Raw genomic sequence first — 23,165 nt, forward strand, 5'->3', positions numbered from 1 at the left:
CCTGACGAGCGCGAGGGGCTCGTCGCGACAGCGCGATCTCCTCGGTCGCCGTGCCCGGGTCGTCACGGCGACCCGGGCACGCAGAAACGCCCGTTCCCCGCAGAATCCGTGGGGAAGACTGCGGGGATCGGGCGTTTCTGCGAGGTGCGACCGGCCGGGGCCGGCTGGCCCGAGCGGAAGCTCAGGCGAGCTGCGCGCGACGTTCCGCCAGCTGGTCGAACGACGCGAACGACTCGGCGATCGGGCTGCCGGTGAAGTGGCCGACCCAGCCGTCGTCGTCGTGGAAGAAGCGCACGCTCACGTAGTGGGGCGAGGTGCCCATGTCGAACCAGTGCGTGGTGTTCGCCGGCACCGAGATGAGGTCGCCCGCCTCGCAGTACACCGCGTGCACCTTCTCGTTCGCGTGCAGGTAGAACACACCGGCACCCTTGGCGAAGTAGCGGTCCTCGTCGTCGTCGTGCGCGTGCTCCGACAGGAACTTCTCGCGGAACGGCGTCTTGACCTCGTCGTAGTCGTCCTGCGCGGGGTCGAGGGCGACGACGTCGACCAGGGTGTAGCCCTCGCGCTCCTTCACCTCGCCGATCTCGTCGGCGTACAGCGCGAGCACCTCGTCCTGCGAGGCGCCGGTGGCGACGTCCTTGACCTCCCAGCGCGAGAAACGGGCGCCGAGTTCGGCGAGGGCCTCGCGGATCTCGCTCTCTTCGGTGGTCTCGAGCACGGGCGTGCTCGGGTCGGTCGCTTTCCAGACGGTCAGCAGGGTCATGGCCGCTCCTTTCGTTGGGGGTGGGGAAGAGGGATGCCGAAGCTCAGCGCGTCGCGACGGCGAAGCGCAAGAGCCACTCGGTGATCTCGAGGTGGCGACGGGCCGCAGCCACATCGGCACCCCAGGCGTACATGCCGTGGTTCGCGACGATCAGGGCGGGGACCTCGGGCACCGAGGCCGTGGCGGGTCGGTAGACCTCGTCGAACCAGCCGGCCTCGACGGTCATGTCCTGGTGGTTGCGGATGACGGGGACGGTGACCGTCTCGTCGTCGGCGAGGTGGCCGATGCCCTTGAGCATCTCCATGTCGCGGATCTCGACGCCGCTCGGCCACCGATGCCCGGCGACGACGGCGTCGAACGCGTGCACGTGGAACACGGCGTTCGCGCCCGTGCGGGCGGCGATGTGCGCGTGCAGGCCCGACTCGGCCGACGGGGGTCGGGGGTCGTCGGCGTCGATGGCGTGACCGGCGGCGTCGATGAGCACGACGTCGGCGTCGGTGAGCAGCGACTTGTCGAGGCCCGAGGCGGTGACGGCGAGCACGAGCGGGTCGCGGTCGACGACGATCGAGAGGTTGCCCGAGGTCCCGCGCATCCAGCCGTAGCCCGAGAAGCGCGAGGCTTCGGCGGCGAGGGCGGCCCCGGCGGCCTGCACGCGGTCGGCGGCGGGAAGACTCATCGGGTGACCTCGATCTCGTCGAAGGAGGCCACGGCGGGCGCGGCGAAGTCGGCGCCGGCCCACGGCTCGCCCGCGCGGTCGAGGGCGACGACCTGCCAGCCCGCGGCGAGGGCGGCGGTCACCTCGTCGGGGTGGTCGGTGAGGAACAGGGCGCGCTCGGGCGAGACGTCGAGCGCTGCGGCGATGGCGTCGAACGACGCGCGCTCCTTCTTCGGGCCGGCCTTCACGGTGTCGAAGAAGTCCTCGACGAGGGGGGTGAGGTCGCCCTGTGGGGCGTGGCGGAACCAGGGCACCTGCGAGGCGATCGAGCCCGAGGAGTACACGGCGAGACGGATGCCGTCCGCGTGCCAGGCGCGCAATCGCTGTGGCACGTCGTCGAAGAACTGCGAGTGGATCTCGCCCGCGGCGAAGCCCTCGGCCCAGATGATGCCCTGGAGCGTCTTCAGCGGCGTCGACTTGACGTCTTTCGCCATGAGTCCGCGCAGCGCCTCGGCGATCTCGGCGTCGGAGGCATCGGCATCCAGGCCCGTCTCGACGATCGCGTCGGCGCGGGCGGCGCGGACGGTGTCGTCGTCGCGGCCGAGCACCTCGTCGAGGCGCGGGCGGGCGTAGTCGTAGAGGTCGCCGAGGATGAAGCCGGCGGCCGAGGTCGTGCCCTCGATGTCGAGCACGACGACGTCGGCGGTGGGGGTGACGGTCATCAGGTCTCTTTCCGGGAGAAGAACGATGCCACGGCCGCGGCCGCCAGGCGGGAGTGCTCGACGACGACGTCGTCGGAGGCCCCGGCGATGTGCGGGGTGAGGGTGACGTTCGGCAGGCTGAGCAGCTCGTCGTCGGGCGCGAGGGGCTCGTCGTGGAACACGTCGAACCCGGCGCCGGCGATGCGTCGGTCGCGGAGCACCGCGAGCAGCGCGTCACGATCGACGAGGGCGGCGCGCCCGGCGTTGATCAGGTAGGCGTCGGAGCGCAGGAGCGCCAACTCGCGCGCCCCCAGCAGCCCGGTCGTCTCGGGGGTCAGCGGGACGTGCAGGGTGACGATGTCGCTCTCGGCGAGCAGGTCGTCGAGCTCGACGTGCTGTACGTCGTCGCCGAGGGCGCCGGGGGTGAGGAACGGGTCGTACACGGCGATGCGCAGGCCGAAGCCCTGGGCGCGCCGGACGACGCGGCGGCCGACCGCTCCGCCGCCGACGACGCCGAGCCGACGGCCCGACAGCCCGATGCCGCGGAAGCGCGCGTAGGGCTCGAACACGTCGTCGGCGCTCCAGTGGCCCTCGCGGAGCCATGCCGAGGCTGCGGGCACGTGGCGCACCGTCGCGAGCAGGAGGGCGAGGGTGAAGTCGGCGGTGACGTCGGCGTTGCGGCCCGGCGTCGTGCGCACCTCGACCCCGCGCGCGGCGCACGCGGCCAGATCGACGTTGGCGGGGTTCGCGCGGCACGCGACGACGAGCGCGAGGCGGGGGGCGGCCGCGAGGGCCGCGTCGTCGATGCGGTCGAGCTCGGCGATCACCACGTCGGCGTCGGCCAGGGCGGCGGCGAAGGCGGGGTCGGCGGCGGCGCGGGCGCCGAGCGACTGGCCGGTCTCGGCTTCGGATGCCACGAGCACGTCGCCCGCGATCTCGGCGGCGGTGCGCGGGTCGAAGGGGGCCGTGATGACGGTGCGGGTCACGCGCGTGTCCTCTCGGGGGTGGGGGATTCGGGGCGGGACGCGTCGAGGTGGGCGGCGGGGGCCGCGGCGTCGGTGCGCTCGGTCTCGGCGGGGTCGGTGGCGGGGCGCGTGCCCTCGCGCGCGGGATCGGACGCGGCCGTCTCCGCCGGGGGCGACAGCCGACCCAGCACGCGCAGCGCGGGCCACTCCGGCCGCAGCGCCGCGCGCACGCGCGCGAACACGTCGCGCGCAGCCCCGAGGGCGAGCGAGAGGTGGGGGGTGAACTCGACCGTGTCGGCGGGGAACACCCGCACCGCGGCCGCCAGGTCGTCGGCGAGCCCGGCCGCCACGAGGGCGACGGTCGCGGCTCCGCGCGCGCCGATCTCGGGGTCGGTGGTGCGCACGATGGTGCGTCCCGACACGTCGGCGAGCAACTGGCAGAGCAGGTCGCTGCGCGCGCCGCCGCCGCACACGGGCACCCGGTCACCGGCATCCAGCAGGTCGAGGCTCTCGGCCACGGTGAACGCGAGCCCCTCGAAGACGCTGCGCAGCAACTGCGCCGGGGTGGTCGTGACGCTCATGCCCACCCACGAGGCCGAGGCCGCGGAGTCGACGAAGGGGGCGCGCTCGCCGCTCGGCGATCCGTAGGGCAGGTAGACGACGCCGCCGCTGCCGTCGGTCGCGGTGCGGGCGAGGCGCTCCAGCTCGCTCCATCCGCGATCGGACAGCCCGAGCGAGTCCCGCACCCAGTCGAGGTTGGGGGTGCCCACCATCGACGACAGGGCCTCGATCACCTGCGTGCCGCGGCCGGTGGGAAGAAGGATGCCGATCCCGCTGTCGGCGGCGGCCCGATCGGCCCGGTTGACGGCCACGGTGGCGGTGGTGCCGAGCACGACCCAGCCGTCTTGATCGGCGAGGGCGCCCAGGCCCACCGGGCACGCGGCGGAGTCGACGAGTCCCACGGCCACCGGGACCCCGGCGGTGAGGCCGAGCTCGGCGGCGGCCGCGTCGGTGAGCGGTCCGGCGACCTCGTGCGGGGCGCGCACCGGGGCGAGGAGGTGCGCGAACCGGCGGTGACCGAGCGCGTCGATCATCTCGTCGGAGTACGCCAGAGTCGCCGGGTCGAGGTAGGTGCGCGAGGCCTCGGAGGGATCGGTGGCGACCTCGTTGGTGAGGCGGTGGCGCACCGCGTCTTTGCAGTTGAGGTGGTGGGCCGCGCGGGCGAGCGTGTCGGGCTCGGTCTCGGCGAAACCGTCGAGCAGCACGGGCAGAGTGCCGGGGAAGCTGGCCGAGCCGGTCGCGGCGACGACGGCGGCGTCGCGCCCGTCGCGCTGCCAGGCCGCGACGCGGTCGGCTCCTCGTCCGTCGAGCCACAGGGCCGCGGGGCGCACCGGGCGTCCCTCGCCGTCGACCAGCCAGGCGCCGTCGCCCTGGCCCGTGACGCCGATCGCGACGACGTCGGGCTGGGCGCTCCGCGCGAGCGACAGGGCCTGGCGGACGGCGCCGACGACGGCGTCCCAGACCGCGTCGATATCGCTCTCGGCTCCGCCGTCGGGGGTGCGCACGACGCTCACGGCCCGGTGGCCGGCGGCGAGCGTCTCGCCCTCGAGCGAGTACAGCACGGCCTTGACCGCGGTGGTGCCGGCGTCGATGCCGAGGACGGCGGGGGTCACGCCGTGCCGCCGGAGGTGGTGTCGGTGGTCGACGGCGGCATCGTGGTGCGCTCGCCGGCCGGGGCCGAGCCCACGGTGCCGGAGGGGGCCGCCGGGGCGGGCCGGCGCTCCGCCGCCGCCCGCGCGCGCTGCGCGACGGTGTACGCCAGCACGAGGGCGACGAGCAGCACCACGCCCTGCACGGCGGCCTTGACGTTGAAGTCGAGGCCGAGCAGGTCGAGGCCGTTCGCGAGCACGCCGAGGAACAGTACTCCCACGACGGTGCCGGGGACGTTGGGCCTTGACCGCGGGTGCATCGAGGCGCCGATGAACACCGCGGCGATGGCGTCGAGCAGGTAGCTGAACCCGGCGAGCGGGGTGTACAGGCGCAGCGACGCGCTCAGCAGGATGCCGCCCGCCGCGCACAGCACGCCCGCGCCGACGTACACGAGCACGCGGATGCGGCGGGTGCGCAGCCCCGCGACGACCGCCGCGCGGTCCTGCAGGCCCATCGCCTGGATGCGCACGCCCGCGGGGGTGCGGTGCAGCAGGACGCCGACGCCCACCGCCGCGACGGCGGCGATGATGACCGGGATGCCGATGCCCAGCACGTCGCCCGAGCCGAGGAAGGTGAAGCCCTCGGGGGCGGCGCGGAAGCTGACGCTCGCCCCGCCGTTGGTGCCGATCTGCTGGGCGCTGCGGCCGATGAAGAAGGTGCCGAGGGTGGCGAGGAAGGGGGTGACCCCGAGCCCCACGATGAGGAAGGCGTTGAGTGCGCCGATGAGCGCGCCGCCGAGGAGTCCGAGCAGCACGGCCACGGGCCACGGCATCCCGAACGACATCATCGACACGATCGCGAACCACGCGCCGAAGTCCACGGCGACCGCGGCCGAGAGGTCGATTCCGCCCGACGACACCACGACGGTGAGGGCCAGGGCGACCAGCAGCAGGATCGCGACGCCGTCGAGCACGTTGAGCAGGTTGCTCGGGCGCAGGAACACGTCGCTGGCGAACGAGAAGAACACGATGAGCACCGCGAACGCGGCGACGAAGCCGTAGCGGGTGACGGTTGCGGCGGCCGAGCCGGCGACGCCCGACCACCGGGCGCGGGGGGCGGTCGTGCTCATGCGCGGGCCTCCTCGTTCTTGCGCGCCGCGGCCGCGGCCACGACGAGCAGGATCAGCACGCCCTTGAACCCGTCGACCCACGCGTTGGCGACCCGCGAGAGGATCAGGCCGTTCGACAGCAGCGCCACGAACAGGGCACCCAGCACCGAGCCGAACACGGTGACCGTGCCGCGGCGGGTGAAGGCGGCGCCGAGGAAGGTCGCCAGCACCATGTCGACCATGAGGCGCTCGTCGATCCCCGGGCTGCTGCCCGAGCCGCGCGCGACGAGCAGCAGCGAGCTGAGCCCCGCCACGACGCCCGCGATGACGAACGTCGACATGATGTAGCGCTGAGCGGGGATGCCGGCGAAGGTCGCGGCATCCCGGTTGCCGCCGACCGCCTGCAGGCGCAGGCCGTAGGGCGTGCGGGCCAACACGAACACGAGCACCGCGGCCACGATCAGCATGAGCACGGCGGCGAGGGGGATGCCGGCTATCCGCGTATCGCGCACGGCGACGACGAGCGGGTCGGTGACGTCGATGCGGCGGTTGCCGCTGACCACGCGCGTGATGCCCACGACCGCGACGTACACGGCCAGCGTCGCCAGGATCGACGACAGTCCCACCCAGCCGACGAGGATCGCGTTCAGCACGCCGAACAGGGTCGTGACCAGGATGCCGAGGGCGAAGGCGACCGCGAACGGCGTGCCGTACGAGGTCAGCTGATCGCTGACGATCGCGGTGGCCAGCGCCGCGGTGGCCGGGATCGACAGGTCGATGCCGCCCACCACGACGTCGTCGCCGCCGCCGATGACGACGATCGCGAGCCCCATCGCGACCAGCGCGACCGGGGCCGCCTGGGTGAGGCTCGCGGTGACGTTGGCGAGGCCGAGGAAGCCCTTCGCCGTCACGGCGAGGTACACGGTCATCGCGAGGACGACGAGCAGGGGACCGCGCCGGGCCAGCAGGCTGCGGATGCGGGGAGCGAGCGCGGGGCGCTCGACGGCGAGGGCGCTCACGCGGCATCCCCTTCCGATCGTGCGTCACCGCTGCCGGTGACGAGGGCGCTGAGGTGTTCGAGGGTGAGACCGTCGGTCGACACCTCGTAGGCGACGCGTCCGCGCTCGAGCACCACGATGCGGTCGGCGAGTCCGAGCACCTCGGCGGGGTCGGTCGAGACGACCACCACCGCGGTCCCGGATGCCGCGAGCTCGGCCAACAGGCGGTAGATCTCCTGCTTGGCGCCGATGTCGACGCCGACGGTGGGCTCGTCGAGCACGATGACGCGCGCGCCGGCGGCGAGGCTGCGGCCCAGCACGACCTTCTGCTGGTTGCCGCCGCTGAGCAGCCGCGTCTGGGCGGTCGTGTCGCGGGGGCGGATGTCGAGGCGCTCCGACAGCTCGTCGGCGCGCGCGCGGGCGGCGGGGGCGTCGAGGAGCCCCGCGCGGGCATCGGTCGAGAGCGTGGAGAGCGTGAGGTTCTGCTGCACCGAGAAGTCGAGCACGACACCGTCGTGACGGCGGTCGCGGGGCACGAGCACGACGCCGGCCTCGAGGGCGGCGGCCGGGCTCGACGGGCGGAAGCGGCGCTCGCCGAGGCGCAGCTCGCCGGTGTGGCGGTGAAGGCCCACGAGCGCCTCGCCGAGCTCCGAGGCGCCGGAGCCGAGAAGCCCCGTCACCCCGACGATCTCGCCCGGGCGCGCGTCGAGGTCTACGCCGTGCACCACGGTGCCGACGCCGAGGCCGCGGGCGCGCAGCACGGCCGGCGCGGTCACCGGCGGACGGCGGGCGGGGTAGAGGTCGTCGATCTCGCGCCCGATCATGAGGCGGATCATCTCGCGGCCGCTGTCGGGGCCGACCGCCTCGAGGCGGCCCACGTCGAGGCCGCCGCGCAGCACGGTCACGCGGTCGCAGATGCGCGTGACCTCGCCGAGGTAGTGCGAGATGTACAGGCTCGAGATGCCGCGTTCGCGCAGGCGTCCGATGATGCCGAGCAGCTGCTCGGCCTCGGCGCTCGCGAGAGGGGCGGTCGGCTCGTCGAAGACGATGATGCGCGCGTTGTCATCGACGAGGGCGCGGGCCACCTGCACGAGCTTGCGTTCGGCGGGGCCGAGGTCGCGCACGAGCCGGGTGGGAGCGAGGTCGATGCCGAGCACGTCGTGCAGCACCTCGGTCACCCGCGCCCGCATCGCGCGGCCGCGGAGCACCCCGCCCGCGCTCCGCTCGTTGCCGAGCCACACGTTCTCGGCCACCGTCATGTCGGGCACGAGCTGCAGCTCCTGGTGCACGAACCGGATGCCGGCGGCGTGCGCATCGGAGGGGGTGAGCCGCTCGGTCTCGGTGCCGTCGATGACGACGGTGCCGCCGTCGCGCTCGTACAGCCCCGCGAGGATCTTGATGAGCGTGGACTTGCCCGCGCCGTTCTCGCCGACGAGGCCGTGCACCTCGCCCGGGCGCACGTCGATCGAGGCGCCCCGGAGAGCCGGGACGCCCGCGAACGCCTTCGTGACGCCGGTCATGCGGAGCACCGGCGTCACGAGGGGGGAGGAGCTTTCGATCACTGGGTGTAGCCCAGCTCCTTCGAGACCTTCTTCGCCTCGTCGGGACCGGCGACGGGGATCGTGTCGACGTAGCTGACCTTGTCGACCGTCTCGCCCAGGAAGTACTTGCCGACGTTGTCGGCCGAGATCGTGGCGATCTTGCGCGGAAGCTGTGCGATGTTGCCGACGAACGGGCTGTTCGGCTCGCTCATGATCTCGAGGGTGTCGGGGCCGGCGTCGAAGGCCGTGACCTTCACGTCGGTGCGGCCGGAGTCCTCGATGGCCTGCACCACGCCGATGGCGGGCTGGTCCCAGCACGCCACGTGGATGCCCTGGATCGTTCCGACCGGGTACTTCTCGAGCAGCGCGAGCGTCTGCTGACGCGCGTCGTCGGGCGCGTTGGCGAACTGCTCGGCGAGCTCGGGCTCGATGAGCTTGACGCCGGGGTAGTCCGTCGAGAGCTCGTTCTTCCACGCGTCGTAGCGCTCGCCGCAGAACGACAGGCTCTGGCCGAACGCGTTGAACACGGCGACGTTGCCCTGACCGCCGAGGGCGTCGCCGGTGATCTTGCCGAGGGCCTCGCCGCCGACCTGGTTGTCGGACTGCGCGTTGTTGACGGCGTACTCCGAGGCGTGGTCCACCCCGAAGACGGGGATGCCGGCGTCGTGCAGCTGCTGCAGCTTCGGGTCGACCGAGGCGTCACCGAGGATCGTGATGACCGCGTCGACGTTCTGCGCGAGGAAGATGTCGTGGTTCTGCGCGTGCAGGGTGTTGTCGCGGTTGCCGTCGGTGGTCAGCGGCGTGCCGCCGAGCTTGGTGACCTCGTCGACCGCGCCCTGGAAGGCCTCGCGGTCCCAGAAGTGCTGCGTTCCGACGACCGCGATGCCGATGGTCTTGCCCGCGAGCGGCTGGCTGGCGTCGACGCCCTCGCCGTCGGGGGCCGCGCCGTCGGACGAGACGGTCGAACAGCCGCTGAGGGCGATGCCCGCCGCGACGACGAGCGCCGGAAGGGCGAGGAAGGACTTTCTCACGGTGGGGCTCCTGTGGGCCGGAGGGCGCTCGCGTCGGGGTGCGCGTCGCCGCTGATGCTGTGTGGGGTGCCGCCGGGGAGCGGACTCTCGAAGCGTAGGGAGGGGCGAGACAACGTTCGACTCGGGCGTCACACGGTGAAATGAAGTCGTCACCGGTGACCGCGTCAGTAGGCTTCGGCCGTTCCCGACACCGAGGAGACCCATGTCGCAGTCCACCCGTGCGCTCGGCGGCCGTCGCGTCCTGACCGTGGGCCTCCACGTCGCCGACGTGCTCGGTCGCTACGTCGACGCCATCCCTGCCGGTCAGGGACTCGCCCTGCTCGACGAGATCCGCCTCACCGTGGCGGGCACCGCCGCCGCGACCGCCGTCGACCTCGCGCGCCTGGGCGTGCCCGTGGCCACGGTGGGGGCGGTCGGCGACGACGCGCTGGGCGTGTTCCTGCGTTCGACGATGGCGGCCGAGGGTGTCGACGTCGACGCCCTGGCGGTGCGGTCCGCGCACCCCACCTCGGCGACGATGCTGCCGATCCGCCGCGACGGCAGCCGACCGGCGCTGCACGTCATCGGGTCGAACGCCGCGATACGCGCCGACGACCTGGCCGCCGTCGACCTCGACGATGTCGCCGTGCTGCACCTGGGCGGTACGTGCCTGCTGCCCGGCATCGATGGGGCGCCGAGCGTCGAGCTGCTCCGCCGTGCGCGTGCGGCCGGTGTCGTGACGACGATGGACTTCATCCCCACCGGCGCTCCCGCCGATCGTGACGCCGTGCTGCCGTGTCTGCCGTTGGTCGACTACCTCTTCCCCAGCGAAGAGGACGCGCTGTCGTTCGCGGGAGCGGCGACGCTCGACGAGGCGATCGCGTTCTACCTGGATGCCGGTGTCACCACCGTCGTGATCACGCGCGGCGCCGCGGGGGTCAGCATCAGCACGCGCGAGCGGCGCGATATGCGTCTCGCGGCATACGCGGTCGACGTGGTCGACACGACGGGCTGCGGCGACGCGTTCAGCGCGGGGTTCATCTGGGGGCTGGTCGACGGCACCGACATCGTCGAGGCCGCCGAGCGAGGGCTGGCGTGCGGCAGCCTGGTGGCGACGGGCCTCGGGTCCGACGCGGGCCTGCACGGTGCGGCCGACGTCGCGCGGCTGCGGGCCGAGGGCGTACGCGGCGCCGTGTAGGCGGCATCCGGGTTGTTCGCGGGGGCGCATCCTCCGCGATGCGCGCAACCTCCGTCGTCCGGCGTCGGATGCCGCGGAGGTTCTGCACATCGCGGAGCGTGTGGCCACGCCCCCGCGCAGCGCCGCTCGCGCCCTTCCGCGCCCGCGTGCGAGAATGGCCGCGGCGTGCTCGGATCGACCTTTCCCCGCACGGCGCCCCGGCGTCGTCGAGTTGAAGGGCCACCAGGCCCCAGGACAGCGTCCGCCGCACCTTTTCTCCGAGGAGCAGAGATGTCCGCTACCCCCACCGCCGCCACCGACTCGACCGCCGCCTCCGCGGCCGGAACCGAGCGCGTGCAGCAGCGCCGTCGCTATCTGATGTGCCGGCCCGAGCACTTCACGGTGAGCTACAGCATCAACCCGTGGATGGAGCCCTCGCGGCCCACCGACACCAACCTGGCCCTGACGCAGTGGCAGGCGCTGTACGACACCTACGTGTCGCTCGGGCACGAGATCGAGCTGATCGACCCCGTCGAGGGACTGCCCGACATGGTCTACACCGCCAACGGCGGCTTCGTCATCGACGGCGTCGCCTACGGCCCCAAGTTCCGCTTCCGCGAGCGCGCCGCCGAGGCGCCCGCCTTCATCGACTGGTTCGCAGCGTCCGGCTTCGAGGTCGCCGAGCCCGTCGAGGTCAACGAGGGCGAGGGCGACTTCCTGCTCGTGGGCGACACCATCCTCGCCGGGACGGGCTTCCGCTCGACCGGTGACAGCCACCGCGAGGTGGGCGAGGTGTTCTCACGCGAGGTCGTGTCGCTGACGCTCACCGACCCGCGGTTCTACCACCTCGACACCGCGATCGCGGTGCTCGACCCCGTGGAAGGACCGGGGGGCGCCGAGAAGGCCAACATCGCCTACCTGCCGAACGCCTTCGACGAGAAGAGCCAGGCGACCCTGCGCGAGCGCTACCCCGACGCGATCCGGGTCTCGGATGCCGACGGCTCGGTGTTCGGCCTCAACTCGGCCAGCGACGGCAAGAACGTCATCATCTCGCCCCGCGCCGTGGGCTTCGAGGCCCAGCTGCGCGAGCGCGGCTACACGCCCGTGAAGGTCGACCTCTCCGAGCTGCTGCTCGGTGGTGGCGGCATCAAGTGCTGCACGCTGGAGCTGCGAGGCGGATCCCGATGAGCACCGCCGTCGACGACCTCGGCGCGCACCTGATCGCCGAAGAGGGCGCGCACCTCGCGCACAACTACCACCCGCTCCCCGTCGTCGTCTCGCGCGCCGAGGGCGTGTGGGTCACCGACGTCGAGGGCAAGCGCTACCTCGACCTGCTCTCGGCCTACTCGGCTCTCAACTTCGGCCACAGTCACCCCGCGATCCTCGCGGCGGCGCGCGAGCAGCTCGAACGCCTCACCCTGACCAGCCGCGCGTACCACAACGACCGTCTGGGTCCCTTCGCCACGGCGCTCGCGCAGCTCTGCGGCAAAGACCTCGTGCTGCCGATGAACACCGGGGCCGAGGCCGTCGAGACCGGCATCAAGGTCGCGCGCGCCTGGGGCTACCGCACCAAGGGCATCGCTGCGGATGCCGCGACGATCATCGTCGCGAACGGCAACTTCCACGGCCGCACGACCACGATCGTCGGCTTCAGCGACGACCCCACGGCGCACGACGACTTCGGCCCCTACGCGCCGGGCTTCGTGCACGTGCCGTACGGCGACGCCGAGGCCATCGCGGCGGCGATCGACGAGAACACGGCCGCGGTGCTCCTCGAGCCCATCCAGGGCGAGGCCGGCGTCGTCCTCCCGCCCGAGGGGTTCCTGCGACGGGTGCGCGAGATCTGCACCGCGAACGATGTGCTCTTCATCGCCGACGAGATCCAGTCGGGTCTCGGCCGGGTGGGGACGACCTTCGCGTGCGACCGCGAGGGCGTCGTACCCGACGTCTACCTGCTCGGCAAGGCGCTCGGCGGCGGCATCCTGCCCCTGTCGGCGGTCGTCGCGAACGAGGACGTGCTCGGCGTCATCCGGGCGGGGGAGCACGGCTCGACGTTCGGAGGGAACCCGCTGGCGGCCGCCGTGGGCCTGCGGGTCGTCGAGATGCTGGCCTCCGGAGAATTCCAGACCCGGGCCGCGGCGCTCGGTGCGCACCTCGAGACCGCGCTGCAGACGCTCGTCGGTCGCGGCGTGACGGCGGTGCGCATCGCCGGGCTCTGGGCGGGCGTCGACATCGATCCGGCGGCCGGAACCGGCCGCGAGATCGCCGAGAAGCTCCTCGCCCGCGGCGTGCTCGTCAAAGACACGCACGGGCAGACCATCCGCATCGCTCCGCCGCTGACGATCCGCGCGACCGAGCTCGACTGGGCGGTCGAGCAGGTGCGGCACGTGCTCACGGCCTGACCGCCCTCGCCATCCCGCGAGGTGCCACGAATCGTCGCTTCGGAGCCTGCTCAGGCGACAACTTCCGGCACCTCGCGCGTGAGGGTCACGCGACCGAGATCGTCGCCTCGTCCCAGCCCGTCGCGCCGTCGGGGGCGGGCGGGGCGGAGTCGGACGTCTGCGTGCTGCCGTCGGCTGAGATCGCGCGGCAGCGTGCGGCGTGCAGGCCGCTGGTCGCCTCCCACGGCAGGCTCCACTGCACCCAGGTGTCGGCGGAGATCGCGGTCGCCAGCGTCGCCGCCTGCCACGGACCGTCGTCGATCTGCACCTCGACACCGGCGACGCCGACGTGGTTGTGCCAGGCCACCCCGGCGATCACGGTCGAGCCGGCTTCCACGCGCGCCCCCGCGCGCGGGACGTCGATGCGCGACTGCAGCTTCACCGGCCCGCGCTCCGACCATCCGCGCGGCGTCCAGTACCCCTCGGCGCGGTCGAAGCGCGTGACTTCGAGCTCGCTCACCCACTTCGTCGCCGAGACGTAGCCGTAGAGCCCCGGCACGACCAGACGGACCGGGAAGCCGTGCTCGATTGGCAGCGGTTCGCCGTTCATTCCGATGGCGAGGAGGGCGTCGCGCCTGTCGGTGAGCGCCTCCAGGGGACTGGATGCCGTGAACCCGTCGACGGAGCGCGAGAGCACCATATCGGCCTCGGCGGTCGGCTTCGCACGGGCGAGGACGTCGCGGATCGGAACGCCGAGCCACCGCGCGGTGCCGATAAGCGAGCCGCCGACCTCGTTGGACACGCAGACGAGGGTCGCCACCGTCTCCTTCTGGGACAGGGCGACGAGGTCCTCCCAGCGCAGCACGACCTCCTGCTCGACGAGCCCGTGCACGCGCAGCGTCCAGGTCGCAGGGTCGACCTGCGGCACGACGAGGGCGGTGTCGATGCGATAGAAATCCGCCGAGGGCGTGATCACGGGGGAGAGTCCGTCGATGCTGAGCTCCGCGGCATCCGGAACCGTCGCGATGGTGGCGGGGGTCGGCAGACGCAGGGCGGCGCGCACGGCGCTGATCGCGCGGGCCCCGCCGCTGAGCGCCACCGACCCGAAGGCGGCGAGGGCGCCCGCCATGACCGCGACGCCCGAGAGGGCGAGCACTCCGCGGCGGGTGATGCCCTCGTCGGCGGGCGCGCCCTCGGCGACGGGGCGCCGGGGCCCACGCCGCGGGCGGCCGATCAGCAGAGCCCCCGCGATCGCGGCTCCCGCCCCCGCGATGAGCGACGGCACCGGTGACAGCAGCCCCGCATCGGCGCGGGTCGTCGACACCACGGCGCCGAGGACGCCGAGGCCCGCGAGCACCACGCGGCCCCACGGGGGCCGGCGGTTCTCGATCGCCCCGGCCACCCCGGCGACCACCAGCAGCAGGACGGCGATGCCGACGAGCAGCGCGGCCTTGTCGCCGGTGCCGAAGAGGTCGATGGCCAGGTCTTTCGCCCACGCCGGGGCGAGGTCGATCATCGCGCCCCCGATGACCGCGAAGGGGCTCGCCGAGGGCGCCACGAGGGCGGCGGCGAGTTCACCGAGGCCGGCCCCGAGCACGGTCGCGGCGATCCCCGCGACGACGGCCGGAAGATCGCGGAGACGAGAAGACACAGGGGCCACGTTCGGAGCCTAGAGAGCGCTCGGCCAAGGGGCGCCGCCGCCGGCGGAACTCACAGCCAACCGCCATCCGGGGGAACGACAGAGGTGCGCGAGCGAGTGTTGCGCTTTCGGCTCCACGTCGCTAGTGTCATGTCGAACCAGTTCGACGGGGAGGGGGATGCATCGATGGTAAACATCGCCGACGTGGCAAAAGCAGCGGGAGTATCCCGAAGCACGGTCTCCTATGCCCTCTCCGGCAACCGTCCGATCTCCCGCGAGACACGAGATCGTATCGATGCGGCCATCGACCAGCTCGGCTTCACGGTGAATGCCGGTGCCCGTGCCCTCGCCACGGCGCAGACCATGGTGATCGGCTTGCTCCTCCAGTTCCACGAAGACGAATTCCCTCCGGCGATGTTGCAGTACATCCTCGCGATCACCACTGCGGCGCGCGAACTGGGCTACGACATCCTCATGGTGACCGACGATCACGGCCCCGATACGATTCGTCGGATCACTTCCTCGAACATGGTCGATGGCGTCGTCTTGCTCGACGTGTTGCACGACGACCCGCGGCTGCCTCCTCTGCGAGAGGCGCGACAGCCGGGCGCGCTGGTGGGCCTGCCGAAGGACACGGAGGCGCTGGACGTCTTCGACCTCGATTTCGGTGAGGCTGCACGCCTTCTCGTCGATCACCTTCACGGCCTCGGGCATCGAGAGGTCGTCCTCATCTCGCCACCGCGACACGTGTTCGAGCGGGGAGGAGCCTACGCGTGGCGCTTTCGCGACGCGGCCCTCGAGCGCGCGGGTCGCCACGGGATCGTTCTGTCGGCGCACTACGGCGAGTCGCAGCAGCCCGCCATCGAGCGCAGTCTCAACACGATCCTCGACTCTCAGCCTCGGGCAAGCGCCCTCATCGTGCACAACGATGCGTCGATCGCGGCGCTTCCGTCCGTTTTGCGTGAGCGAGGGACCGTCGTGCCCCGCGATCTCTCGGTCGTGAGCCTCTACTCGCGGGACTTCGGACGCACTTTCCTCCTGCCTTACACGGCGGTCGAGACATCCCCAGACACGCTGGGCCGCGCAGCAGTCCAGCACTTGGTTCGGCGTATCGCTGACCCGAACGGCGGCCCGCCCGTCGTTCGGTTCATCGCGCCGGAGCTCACCGACAGGGGGAGCACCGCCTGAAAGGGCGTTACGCGCGGCCGTCTTCGTCGTCATCTATCGAACCGGTTCAACGCGCTACCTGCATGTACGACAACGCAGTCACATTCAGAAAGGAATCGCAGTGAGCACGAAAATCACCCGTAACCGAGCTCTGGGCGCTATCGCCATCGGCGCGGTCGCCGTCGGCGTTCTCGCCGGTTGTGCCGGAGGTGGCACGAACGACGCCGGCAATACCGACGGATCCGCCGAAGCCTTCACCTTCTGGGACCCGTACCCCCAGTACGACGAGACCTCCGACTGGGCGAAGGTCATCGACGCATGCGCGGCAGACGCCGGGGTCACCGTCGAGCGCACCGGATTCGACACCAGCGACCTGACCAGCCGTGCGCTGCTGTCGGGTCAGCAGGGCGACTCGCCCGACATCCTGCTCATCGACAATCCCGCCGTCTCCACGCTGGTCGAGGCCGGCCTGCTGACCTCGACTGCAGACAACGGACTCGATGCGGGGGACATCGCCGAGAACATCCTCGGTGCTTCGGTCGTCGATGGTCAGACCTACGGCGTGCCGATCGGTGCCAACACTCTGGCGCTGTACTACAACCCCACCGTTCTGAGCGCCGCCGGGGTAGAGATCTCGTCGGTCAAGGACTGGGCGAGTCTGAACGCAGCGCTCGAGAAGGTCGTCGCGGCAGGCAAGAAGGGGATCACTTTCTCGGGCATTGGCACCGAGGAAGGTAGCTTCCAATTCCTTCCGTGGTACTGGGGCTCCGGGGCCGAGCTCACCGAGCTCGACTCGGCCGACGCCGTTTCGGCCGTCGAGCTGTGGACCGGCTGGGTCGACAAGGGGCTCGCGCCCAACTCGGTGATCAACAACACTCAGACCACGAGCTGGGAAGAGTTCCTCACCGGCGAGTACGCCTTCGCCGAGAACGGCACGTGGCAGAAGGCCGCGGCCGCGGAGGCGGGGTACGACGTCATTCCGATCCCTGGGAAAAACGGCGGGGCCGCAGCGGCTCCCACCGGTGGCGAGTTCCTCACGCTGCCCGTGCAGAGCGACACCGCGCGCTACGAGAAGTCGGCGGAGATCGTGTCCTGCCTCACCGCCACTGACAACGTCGTCGCCACCGACAACTCGCTGAACTACATCGCGGCCACGCCCGCCGCGCAGGAGGCTCAGCTGGCCGAGGATCCCACGCTCGAGCCGTGGGTCGAAGCCGTCAATGCCGCTCAGGCGCGTACCGGTGACAACCTCGGCACGAAGTACCCGGTGATCTCCGAGCAGTTGTGGACCGCGGTGCAGAACGCCCTCACCGGAACGCAGTCGGCGAAGGACGCCCTCACCGCCGCTCAGCAGAGCGCCAACAGCTGATCCAGCCACGAAGAATCGAGTACCGACATGACCCTGGCACAGTCTGCTCCTGAGTCAGCGGCTCGCGGTGGTCGAGGGAGGGCGGCGTCACCCGCCGCCCTCCCGGGCCCCGCCCGCCGTCCCCGGCGGCGGGGCCAATGGGCGGCCTGGGCGTTCATCGCCCCGGTCGTTGTGTATCTGGCCGTCTTCTACGCCTACCCGCTGTACCGCAACCTCGATCTGAGTTTGCGTGACTACACGGTGCGATCCTTCATCGACGGAAACGCCCCGTTCGTATGGTTCGACAATTACGTCGCCGTGTTCCAGGACGCGACCTTCTGGCCGGCGTTGATGAACACGGCGACCTTCACCCTCGTGTCGATCGTCTTCCAGTACTCCATCGGTATGGCGCTGGCGGTGTTCTTCTTCCAGCGGTTCCCGCTGTCGGCGACGCTGCGCGCCCTCTTCCTCGTGCCCTGGCTGCTGCCGCTGCTCGTATCGGCCTCGGCGTGGTCGTGGATGCTGAACTCCGAGTCGGGGGTGGTCAACTTCTTCCTGACCTCGATCGGTCTCGGTCAGGTCAACTGGCTCACGTCGCCGCAATGGTCGCTGGTCTCGGTGCTCATCGCGAATATCTGGATCGGTGTCCCGTTCAACCTCGTCATCCTGTACAGCGGCCTCCAGAACATCTCGACCGACATCTATGAAGCGGCGTCGATCGACGGAGCGAACGCGTGGCAGAAGTTCTGGCGCATCACCTTCCCGCTTCTGCGTCCGGTCTCGGCGATCACGATCCTGCTCGGCCTGGTGTACACCCTGAAGGTCTTCGACATCATCTGGATCATGACCCGCGGCGGTCCGGGCTCGACATCGACGACGTTCGCCATCTGGTCCTACCGGCTGGGCTTCGGCTCGGCGCTGCCCGATCTGAGCCCGGCAGCGGCGGTCGGCAACCTTCTCATCGTCATTGCGCTCGTCTTCGGGCTCATCTACATCCGCGCTCAGCGCCGTCTGGAAGTCTGATGAAACGTCGTCCCTGGTGGATCACACTGGTCGGGGTGGTGCTGACGGCCGTCATGCTGTTCCCCGTCTACTGGATGGTCAACGTCTCACTCACCCCGCAGAGTGACATGCGCAAGTCGCCGCCCGATCTGTTCCCCCTCACCCCCACGTTCGAGGGATACGAGAAGGTGCTGTCGGACCAGCTGCCGTTCCTCGGCACCAGCTTCGTCATTGGGTTCGGCACGGTGATCCTCACCCTGGCCCTGTCGGCACCCGCCGCCTTCGCCCTGGCGAAGCTGAACCCGCGGGGCGGGAGCGCGCTGAGCTTCGCGCTCCTGATCGCGCAGATGATCCCGGGGATCATCATGGCGATGGGGTTCTACGCCATCTACCTCAACCTCGGCATCCTGAACACGATCCCCGGTCTGATCCTGGCCGACTCCACTCTGGCGGTGCCCTTCGGCGTGCTGATCTTCACCGCGTTCATGCGGGGGATCCCCGACGAGTTGCTCGCGGCCGCGCGCATCGACGGGGCGGGCACCTGGCGGACGTTCCGCTCGATCGTCCTGCCGGTCAGCCGCAACTCCATGGTGACGGTCGCGCTCTTCGCGTTCCTGTGGTCGTGGTCGGACTTCATCTTCGCGTCGACCCTGAACAGCGGCGGAAAGGTGCAGCCCATCACGATCGGCATCTACCGCTACATCGGCAACAACAACCAGGAGTGGAACGCCATCATGGCCACCGCCGTGGTGGCGTCCATCCCCGCCGCTGTCCTGCTCGTCCTCGCTCAGCGATATGTCGCCGCCGGCGTCACCGCCGGTGCCGTCAAGGACTGACCTCTCTCCCCCTGCCCGGAAAGGCTCTCGTGACCGACTTTTCTCTGCCCTCTTTCGACGTGCGCGAGATCCCGTTCAGCCATCGCGGTTCATGGCTGAACCTCTCGCCGGTCGTGGGGCTGCACGCGCATTCCGAACACATCCACCTCGTGTCCCATGTGACGGGAATGCACGCCGTTCTGCGGCTCGGGCCCTCCCTTCGCGGCGAGGTCCTTCCGTCCGAGGTTCAGGCGGATGCGGCGACCCTTTCGTGGCTGGTGGACGGGGTGCCGGTGGCGCGTGCGGTCTTCGAGTCGGGCGAGGTGGTGCGACTGGCGGGAGACGCGGGGGAGTTCACCATCGCGGATGCCGCGGAAGTGCTCACCCCCTTCACGGGTTCGTACTTCTTCCGGTCTCCCGTCGACGGTGCCTTCGTGTTCACGTCGTACGAGACGGGCCGCCGGTACCGCGTGACGGTGCTCGCGGGAACCGCCACGGCCGAGGGGGCCGAGGCGCTGGGCGACGACGCGCGCTCGCTCACCGTCGGCGGCGACGGCGGCTGGGAGGTCGCGATCGAGCAGATCGAGGCCGCGGCGCTTCCGTACGCAACGGTCGAACCCTTCGACGACATCCGACGTCGTGTAGCGGCGGAGTTCACCGCCTACCTCGATGCCGTCGCGGGCTGGCGCACCGAGCAGACGGGGCCGGCCGCCCTCGCCGCATACACCCTGTGGTCGGCGACGGTCGCGCCCGCGGGGTTCCTCACGCGCGAGTCCGTCCTCATGTCCAAGCACTGGATGGACAAGGTCTGGAGCTGGGACCACTGCTTCAACGCGTTGGCCCTGGCCCCCGGGTTGCCCGATCTCGCCCTGGATCAGTTCTTGGCTCCGTTCGATCATCAGGATGCCGCGGGGGCGATGCCCGACTCGGTGACCCACTCCGAGGTGCTCTACAACTTCGTCAAGCCGCCCATCCACGGGTGGGCCTTCTCGCGTCTGCGCGAACGACTCGGCCGGCCGTTGCGCCGCGACGAGCTGGAGGCCGTCTACCACCACCTCGCCCGCTGGTCGCGTTTCTGGTTGGACCACCGCCGGGCGCCGGGCCGCGTCGTGCCCTACTACGAGCACGGCAACGACAGCGGCTGGGACAATTCGACCGCCTTCGATCACGATCGGGTCATCGAGGCCCCCGACCTGGCGGCCTTCCTGGTCATCCAGCTGGGCGTGGTCGCGGACCTGGCCGATGAGCTGGGTCACGGGGGTGGCGAGTGGCGAGTCGAGCGCGACGGCCTCGAAGAAGCGATGCTGCGCGAGTTGCGCGATGCTGACGGTTTCTTCGCCGTGGGGAGCTTCAGTCGCCGGGAGAGCAAGCGCACGAGCCTGCTCACCCTGCTGCCGATCCTGGCATCCGACCGTCTCCCCGAGAACGTCGGTGCGCAGCTCGCAGCGCAGATCGAGCGTCATCTGACTCCGTGGGGGCCCGCGACGCAGCTCATCGGCACGCCCGAGTACGAAAGCGATGGGTACTGGCGCGGACCCATCTGGGCCCCCTCGACGATGATCATCGAGGAGGGCCTGCGACGCGGCGGGCACGTCGCCCTCGCCGACGCCGTGAATGAACGCTTCCGAGCCCTGTGCGAGGAATCGGGCTTTGCGGAGAACTTCGACGCGATCACGGGGGAGGGGCTCCGAGACCGGGCCTACACCTGGACGGCCAGCGTGTACCTCGTCTTCGCCGACGATCACGTGCGTCGCGCGGCGTTCACGTCGCCCGCGGGCGCGGCGAGCAATGAGGGTGTTCGGGCATGAGCGGTGACTTCACACACTTCCACGTCGATGGTGAGCGGCTGACATGGCGCGGCGACGGCGAGACCCTGGTCGTCGAAGCCTGGGGCCGCGACAGCGTCCGGGTCCGGGCGCGGCTCATGCACGACGTGATCGACCACGACTGGGCGCTGCTGCCGGCCCCCGTGGGCGACGCGGAGATCGAGGTCGACGGCGCCACGGCCACCCTGACGAACGGGCGCCTGCACGTGGTCGCGACCTCGCGCACCGGCATCCAGTTGCAGACCGGGTACGACCGCAACTTCTGTCACCTCGCGTTCTTCGACAGCGACGGGCGCCTGCTCTTCCAAGAACGGGATGCCGGGGGATCGCTGGCACTGGTGGCGCGCGAGCACCGGCCCATTCCCGGGGGCGATGTGCGGCTCACCGCCTCGTTCGAGAGCGCGGCCGACGAGCACCTGTTCGGCATGGGCCAGTATCAGCAGGACGTGCTCGACCTGAAGGGCTGCTCGTTCGAGCTCGCCCACCGCAATTCGCAGTCGAGCGTTCCGTTCGTGGTGTCGAGTCGCGGCTACGGCTTCTTCTGGCACAACCCCGCCATCGGCCGCGCGACGTTCGCGGCGAACACCACGCAGTGGTTCGCCGAGGCGACCCAGCAGTTGGACTACTGGGTGACGGCGGGCGAGACCCCGCGCGACATCGCCCGGGCCTATGCCGATGCCACCGGACACGCGCCCCTGATGCCCGAGCGCGGCCTGGGGTTCTGGCAGTGCAAACTGCGGTACTCGTCCCAGGAGGAACTGCTGGAGGTCGCGCGCGAGCACAAGCGTCGAGGACTGCCCCTCGATGTGATCGTGGCCGACTTCTTCCACTGGCCGAAGATGGGCGACTTCCGCTTCGAAGAAGAGTTCTGGCCCGATCCGGCCGCGATGGTCCGCGAACTCGACGAGCTCGGCGTGGAACTGATGGTCTCGGTCTGGCCGCAGGTGTCGCTGGAGTCCGAGAACTACGCGCAGATGAAGAAGGAGAACCTCCTCGTCCGGGCCGAACGGGGTCTCGACGTCCACATGTCGTTCGAGGGGCCGAGCGCCTTCCTCGACGCCACGAATCCCCGCGCGCGGGAGTTCGTGTGGCAGCGATGCCGCGAGAACTACGGCCGATACGGCATCCGCACCTTCTGGCTCGACGAGGCCGAACCGGAGTTCGGCCTGTACGACTACGACAACTATCGCTATCACGCCGGGTCGGTGCCGCAGGTCGGAAACGTGTACCCGCAGCACTTCGCCCGCGCCTTCGCCGAGGGGCAGTGGGGCGACGGTGAAACGGAGGTCGTGAACCTCCTGCGAACGGCCTGGGCGGGGAGCCAGCGGTACGGCGCCCTGGTGTGGTCGGGAGACATCGCCTCGACCTTCGACGCACTGCGAGCGCAGGTGACCGCGGGCATACACATGGGAGTCGCCGGCATTCCGTGGTTCACGACCGACATCGGCGGGTTCCATCACGGGGATCCCGACGACGAGGGGTTTCGTGAACTGCTGGTGCGATGGTTCCAGTTCGGCACCTTCTGCCCGGTCATGCGCCTGCACGGTGACAGGCTGCCGACGACACCGGTGTTCGCCGTCGACGGCTCGCGACGATCGCCCTCGGGCGGCCCCAACGAGGTGTGGAGCTTCGGGGATGCCGCGACGCCGATCCTGGAACGCTACCTCCGTGTGCGCGAGGCCTTGCGGCCGTATCTGCGGCAGGTCATGCGCGAGGCGCACGTCGACGGACAGCCGGCGTTGCGCGGGGTCTTCCACGAGTTCCCCGCCGATACCCGTAGCTGGGAGATCAAGGATCAGTATCTGCTCGGCTCGGATCTGCTCGTCGCGCCGGTCATGGAACCGGGCGCGCGCACACGTCGCGTGATGCTACCGGCGGGTGCGGCGTGGATCGACCTCTGGACCGGCACCCGGACGGAGGGCGGCGGAGAGATCGAGGTCGCCGTGCCGTTGGAGCGGATCCCGTTGTTCGTGCGCGAGGGTGCGGACGGCGGTTGGCAGGTCGTTCGCGAGGCGCTGGGGAACCTTCCGTCATGACGCGGGTGCCCGCGCCCGGACGGGGGACGAGCGTGCACCGTCTCGCCATCGAGGCCGCGCGCGGGCGCCTGTCGACCGTCGTCGACAGCGTGCAGGAGCACCCGGTACTGCTGACGCGGCGCGGACGACCGGTGGCTGCGGTGATCACGATGGATCAGTACGAGGTGCTGATCGCCGCGGAGGCGCGCGCTGCACGTCATCACGCTCCGGTCGAGGTGCGTGGCGTTGCGCCCGTTTCGGCGCCCCACGCGGGCGGGGACGCCGCGTAGATCGAACCCACATTCACCGTCCGGCGACGATGCCGTTTCGGCCCGCGTCCGGTCGAAACGGCCCCGGGTGATCGGGAACGATCCGGTGCCCCGGAGGGCGCGTCGTCCACACCG

General features: G+C 70.9%; 20 protein-coding genes. 10 read left to right on the plus strand and 10 right to left on the minus strand.

Annotation, left to right across the window (positions count from 1 at the left end):
* Positions 1 to 181: 181 nt before the first annotated feature.
* Genes IFR11_RS05245 through IFR11_RS05285 form a run of 9 tightly spaced genes read right to left on the minus strand, consistent with a single transcriptional unit; the run spans position 182 to position 9,412 of the window.
* Positions 182 to 763: a 1,2-dihydroxy-3-keto-5-methylthiopentene dioxygenase gene (locus IFR11_RS05245; protein WP_055832840.1), complete on the minus strand. Its 582-nt coding sequence runs from the start codon at positions 761 to 763 to the stop codon at positions 182 to 184.
* Between the two features lie 43 nt (positions 764 to 806).
* Positions 807 to 1,439 (minus strand): methylthioribulose 1-phosphate dehydratase, encoded by a 633-nt coding sequence (gene mtnB, locus IFR11_RS05250; RefSeq protein ID WP_191915457.1) that lies wholly within the window; start codon positions 1,437 to 1,439, stop codon positions 807 to 809.
* A complete protein-coding gene (mtnC, locus tag IFR11_RS05255; RefSeq protein WP_191915458.1) occupies positions 1,436 to 2,140 on the minus strand; it encodes an acireductone synthase in 705 nt (234 codons plus the stop codon). Before mtnC ends, mtnB begins: the two co-directional genes overlap by 4 nt.
* The gene (locus IFR11_RS05260; RefSeq protein ID WP_191915459.1) at positions 2,140 to 3,105 is read right to left on the minus strand and encodes an NAD(P)-dependent oxidoreductase; all 966 of its coding nucleotides are present in this window, start codon (positions 3,103 to 3,105) and stop codon (positions 2,140 to 2,142) included. Before IFR11_RS05260 ends, mtnC begins: the two co-directional genes overlap by 1 nt.
* Positions 3,102 to 4,757, minus strand: coding sequence for an FGGY family carbohydrate kinase (locus IFR11_RS16730; protein WP_191915460.1), 1,656 nt, complete (start codon positions 4,755 to 4,757; stop codon positions 3,102 to 3,104). Before IFR11_RS16730 ends, IFR11_RS05260 begins: the two co-directional genes overlap by 4 nt.
* Complete coding sequence (locus IFR11_RS05270) at positions 4,754 to 5,863, minus strand: ABC transporter permease (RefSeq protein ID WP_191915461.1); 1,110 nt, start codon at positions 5,861 to 5,863, stop codon at positions 4,754 to 4,756. The genes IFR11_RS16730 and IFR11_RS05270 overlap by 4 nt, the downstream gene beginning before the upstream one ends.
* Entirely contained in the window at positions 5,860 to 6,861 is a 1,002-nt protein-coding gene (locus IFR11_RS05275) for an ABC transporter permease subunit (protein WP_191915462.1), read from the minus strand. Before IFR11_RS05275 ends, IFR11_RS05270 begins: the two co-directional genes overlap by 4 nt.
* Positions 6,858 to 8,360 carry a sugar ABC transporter ATP-binding protein gene (locus tag IFR11_RS05280; RefSeq protein ID WP_191915463.1) on the minus strand — a complete coding sequence of 501 codons (1,503 nt, stop codon included), beginning with the start codon at positions 8,358 to 8,360 and terminating at the stop codon, positions 6,858 to 6,860. Before IFR11_RS05280 ends, IFR11_RS05275 begins: the two co-directional genes overlap by 4 nt.
* Before the next feature lie 38 nt (positions 8,361 to 8,398).
* A complete protein-coding gene (locus IFR11_RS05285) occupies positions 8,399 to 9,412 on the minus strand; it encodes a substrate-binding domain-containing protein (protein ID WP_197978733.1) in 1,014 nt (337 codons plus the stop codon).
* Positions 9,413 to 9,614: 202 nt separating this feature from the next.
* On the opposite strand from IFR11_RS05285, the gene IFR11_RS05290 reads away from it, so the two are divergent.
* From IFR11_RS05290 to rocD, 3 genes are all read left to right on the plus strand, one after another.
* Positions 9,615 to 10,589: a carbohydrate kinase family protein gene (locus IFR11_RS05290; RefSeq protein WP_191915465.1), complete on the plus strand. Its 975-nt coding sequence runs from the start codon at positions 9,615 to 9,617 to the stop codon at positions 10,587 to 10,589.
* A gap of 270 nt (positions 10,590 to 10,859) precedes the next feature.
* Positions 10,860 to 11,756 (plus strand): dimethylargininase, encoded by an 897-nt coding sequence (ddaH, locus tag IFR11_RS05295; protein ID WP_191915466.1) that lies wholly within the window; start codon positions 10,860 to 10,862, stop codon positions 11,754 to 11,756.
* A complete protein-coding gene (gene rocD, locus IFR11_RS05300; RefSeq protein WP_191915467.1) occupies positions 11,753 to 12,970 on the plus strand; it encodes an ornithine--oxo-acid transaminase in 1,218 nt (405 codons plus the stop codon). The genes ddaH and rocD overlap by 4 nt, the downstream gene beginning before the upstream one ends.
* A gap of 85 nt (positions 12,971 to 13,055) precedes the next feature.
* Here the strand turns inward: rocD and IFR11_RS05305 are convergent, their stop codons facing one another.
* Positions 13,056 to 14,609 (minus strand): molybdopterin-dependent oxidoreductase, encoded by a 1,554-nt coding sequence (locus IFR11_RS05305; protein WP_191915468.1) that lies wholly within the window; start codon positions 14,607 to 14,609, stop codon positions 13,056 to 13,058.
* Positions 14,610 to 14,738: 129 nt separating this feature from the next.
* Between IFR11_RS05305 and IFR11_RS05310 the strand changes: the two genes are divergently transcribed.
* The 7 genes from IFR11_RS05310 (at position 14,739) to IFR11_RS05340 (ending at position 23,051) form a co-directional block, all read left to right on the plus strand.
* A complete protein-coding gene (locus IFR11_RS05310; RefSeq protein ID WP_244630593.1) occupies positions 14,739 to 15,776 on the plus strand; it encodes a LacI family DNA-binding transcriptional regulator in 1,038 nt (345 codons plus the stop codon).
* A gap of 100 nt (positions 15,777 to 15,876) precedes the next feature.
* Positions 15,877 to 17,124 carry an extracellular solute-binding protein gene (locus IFR11_RS05315; protein ID WP_191915469.1) on the plus strand — a complete coding sequence of 416 codons (1,248 nt, stop codon included), beginning with the start codon at positions 15,877 to 15,879 and terminating at the stop codon, positions 17,122 to 17,124.
* A 27-nt stretch (positions 17,125 to 17,151) separates the two neighbouring features.
* On the plus strand, positions 17,152 to 18,126 hold the full coding sequence (locus tag IFR11_RS05320) for a carbohydrate ABC transporter permease (RefSeq protein ID WP_191915470.1): 975 nt from the start codon (positions 17,152 to 17,154) through the stop codon (positions 18,124 to 18,126).
* A complete protein-coding gene (locus IFR11_RS05325; RefSeq protein WP_191915471.1) occupies positions 18,126 to 18,941 on the plus strand; it encodes a carbohydrate ABC transporter permease in 816 nt (271 codons plus the stop codon). The genes IFR11_RS05320 and IFR11_RS05325 overlap by 1 nt, the downstream gene beginning before the upstream one ends.
* 29 nt (positions 18,942 to 18,970) lie before the next feature.
* Positions 18,971 to 20,728, plus strand: a complete 1,758-nt coding sequence (locus tag IFR11_RS05330) for an MGH1-like glycoside hydrolase domain-containing protein (RefSeq protein WP_191915472.1) — start codon at positions 18,971 to 18,973, stop codon at positions 20,726 to 20,728.
* Entirely contained in the window at positions 20,725 to 22,782 is a 2,058-nt protein-coding gene (locus IFR11_RS05335; RefSeq protein WP_191915473.1) for a glycoside hydrolase family 31 protein, read from the plus strand. Before IFR11_RS05330 ends, IFR11_RS05335 begins: the two co-directional genes overlap by 4 nt.
* The gene (locus IFR11_RS05340) at positions 22,779 to 23,051 is read left to right on the plus strand and encodes a type II toxin-antitoxin system Phd/YefM family antitoxin (RefSeq protein WP_191915474.1); all 273 of its coding nucleotides are present in this window, start codon (positions 22,779 to 22,781) and stop codon (positions 23,049 to 23,051) included. The genes IFR11_RS05335 and IFR11_RS05340 overlap by 4 nt, the downstream gene beginning before the upstream one ends.
* Positions 23,052 to 23,165 lie beyond the last annotated feature (114 nt).

It is taken from the genome of Microbacterium sp. CFBP 8801 (assembly GCF_014839455.1).
GTDB lineage: Bacteria > Actinomycetota > Actinomycetes > Actinomycetales > Microbacteriaceae > Microbacterium.

Coding starts and splice junctions, on each gene's coding strand:
- IFR11_RS05245 (WP_055832840.1), bottom strand. CDS start 763: ATGACCCTGCTGACCGTCTGGAAAGCGACCGACCCGAGCACGCCCGTG.
- mtnB (WP_191915457.1), bottom strand. CDS start 1,439: ATGAGTCTTCCCGCCGCCGACCGCGTGCAGGCCGCCGGGGCCGCCCTC.
- mtnC (WP_191915458.1), bottom strand. CDS start 2,140: ATGACCGTCACCCCCACCGCCGACGTCGTCGTGCTCGACATCGAGGGC.
- IFR11_RS05270 (WP_191915461.1), bottom strand. CDS start 5,863: ATGAGCACGACCGCCCCCCGCGCCCGGTGGTCGGGCGTCGCCGGCTCG.
- IFR11_RS05280 (WP_191915463.1), bottom strand. CDS start 8,360: ATGACCGGCGTCACGAAGGCGTTCGCGGGCGTCCCGGCTCTCCGGGGC.
- IFR11_RS05290 (WP_191915465.1), top strand. CDS start 9,615: ATGTCGCAGTCCACCCGTGCGCTCGGCGGCCGTCGCGTCCTGACCGTG.
- ddaH (WP_191915466.1), top strand. CDS start 10,860: ATGTCCGCTACCCCCACCGCCGCCACCGACTCGACCGCCGCCTCCGCG.
- rocD (WP_191915467.1), top strand. CDS start 11,753: ATGAGCACCGCCGTCGACGACCTCGGCGCGCACCTGATCGCCGAAGAG.
- IFR11_RS05310 (WP_244630593.1), top strand. CDS start 14,739: ATGTCGAACCAGTTCGACGGGGAGGGGGATGCATCGATGGTAAACATC.
- IFR11_RS05320 (WP_191915470.1), top strand. CDS start 17,152: ATGACCCTGGCACAGTCTGCTCCTGAGTCAGCGGCTCGCGGTGGTCGA.
- IFR11_RS05325 (WP_191915471.1), top strand. CDS start 18,126: ATGAAACGTCGTCCCTGGTGGATCACACTGGTCGGGGTGGTGCTGACG.
- IFR11_RS05335 (WP_191915473.1), top strand. CDS start 20,725: ATGAGCGGTGACTTCACACACTTCCACGTCGATGGTGAGCGGCTGACA.
- IFR11_RS05340 (WP_191915474.1), top strand. CDS start 22,779: ATGACGCGGGTGCCCGCGCCCGGACGGGGGACGAGCGTGCACCGTCTC.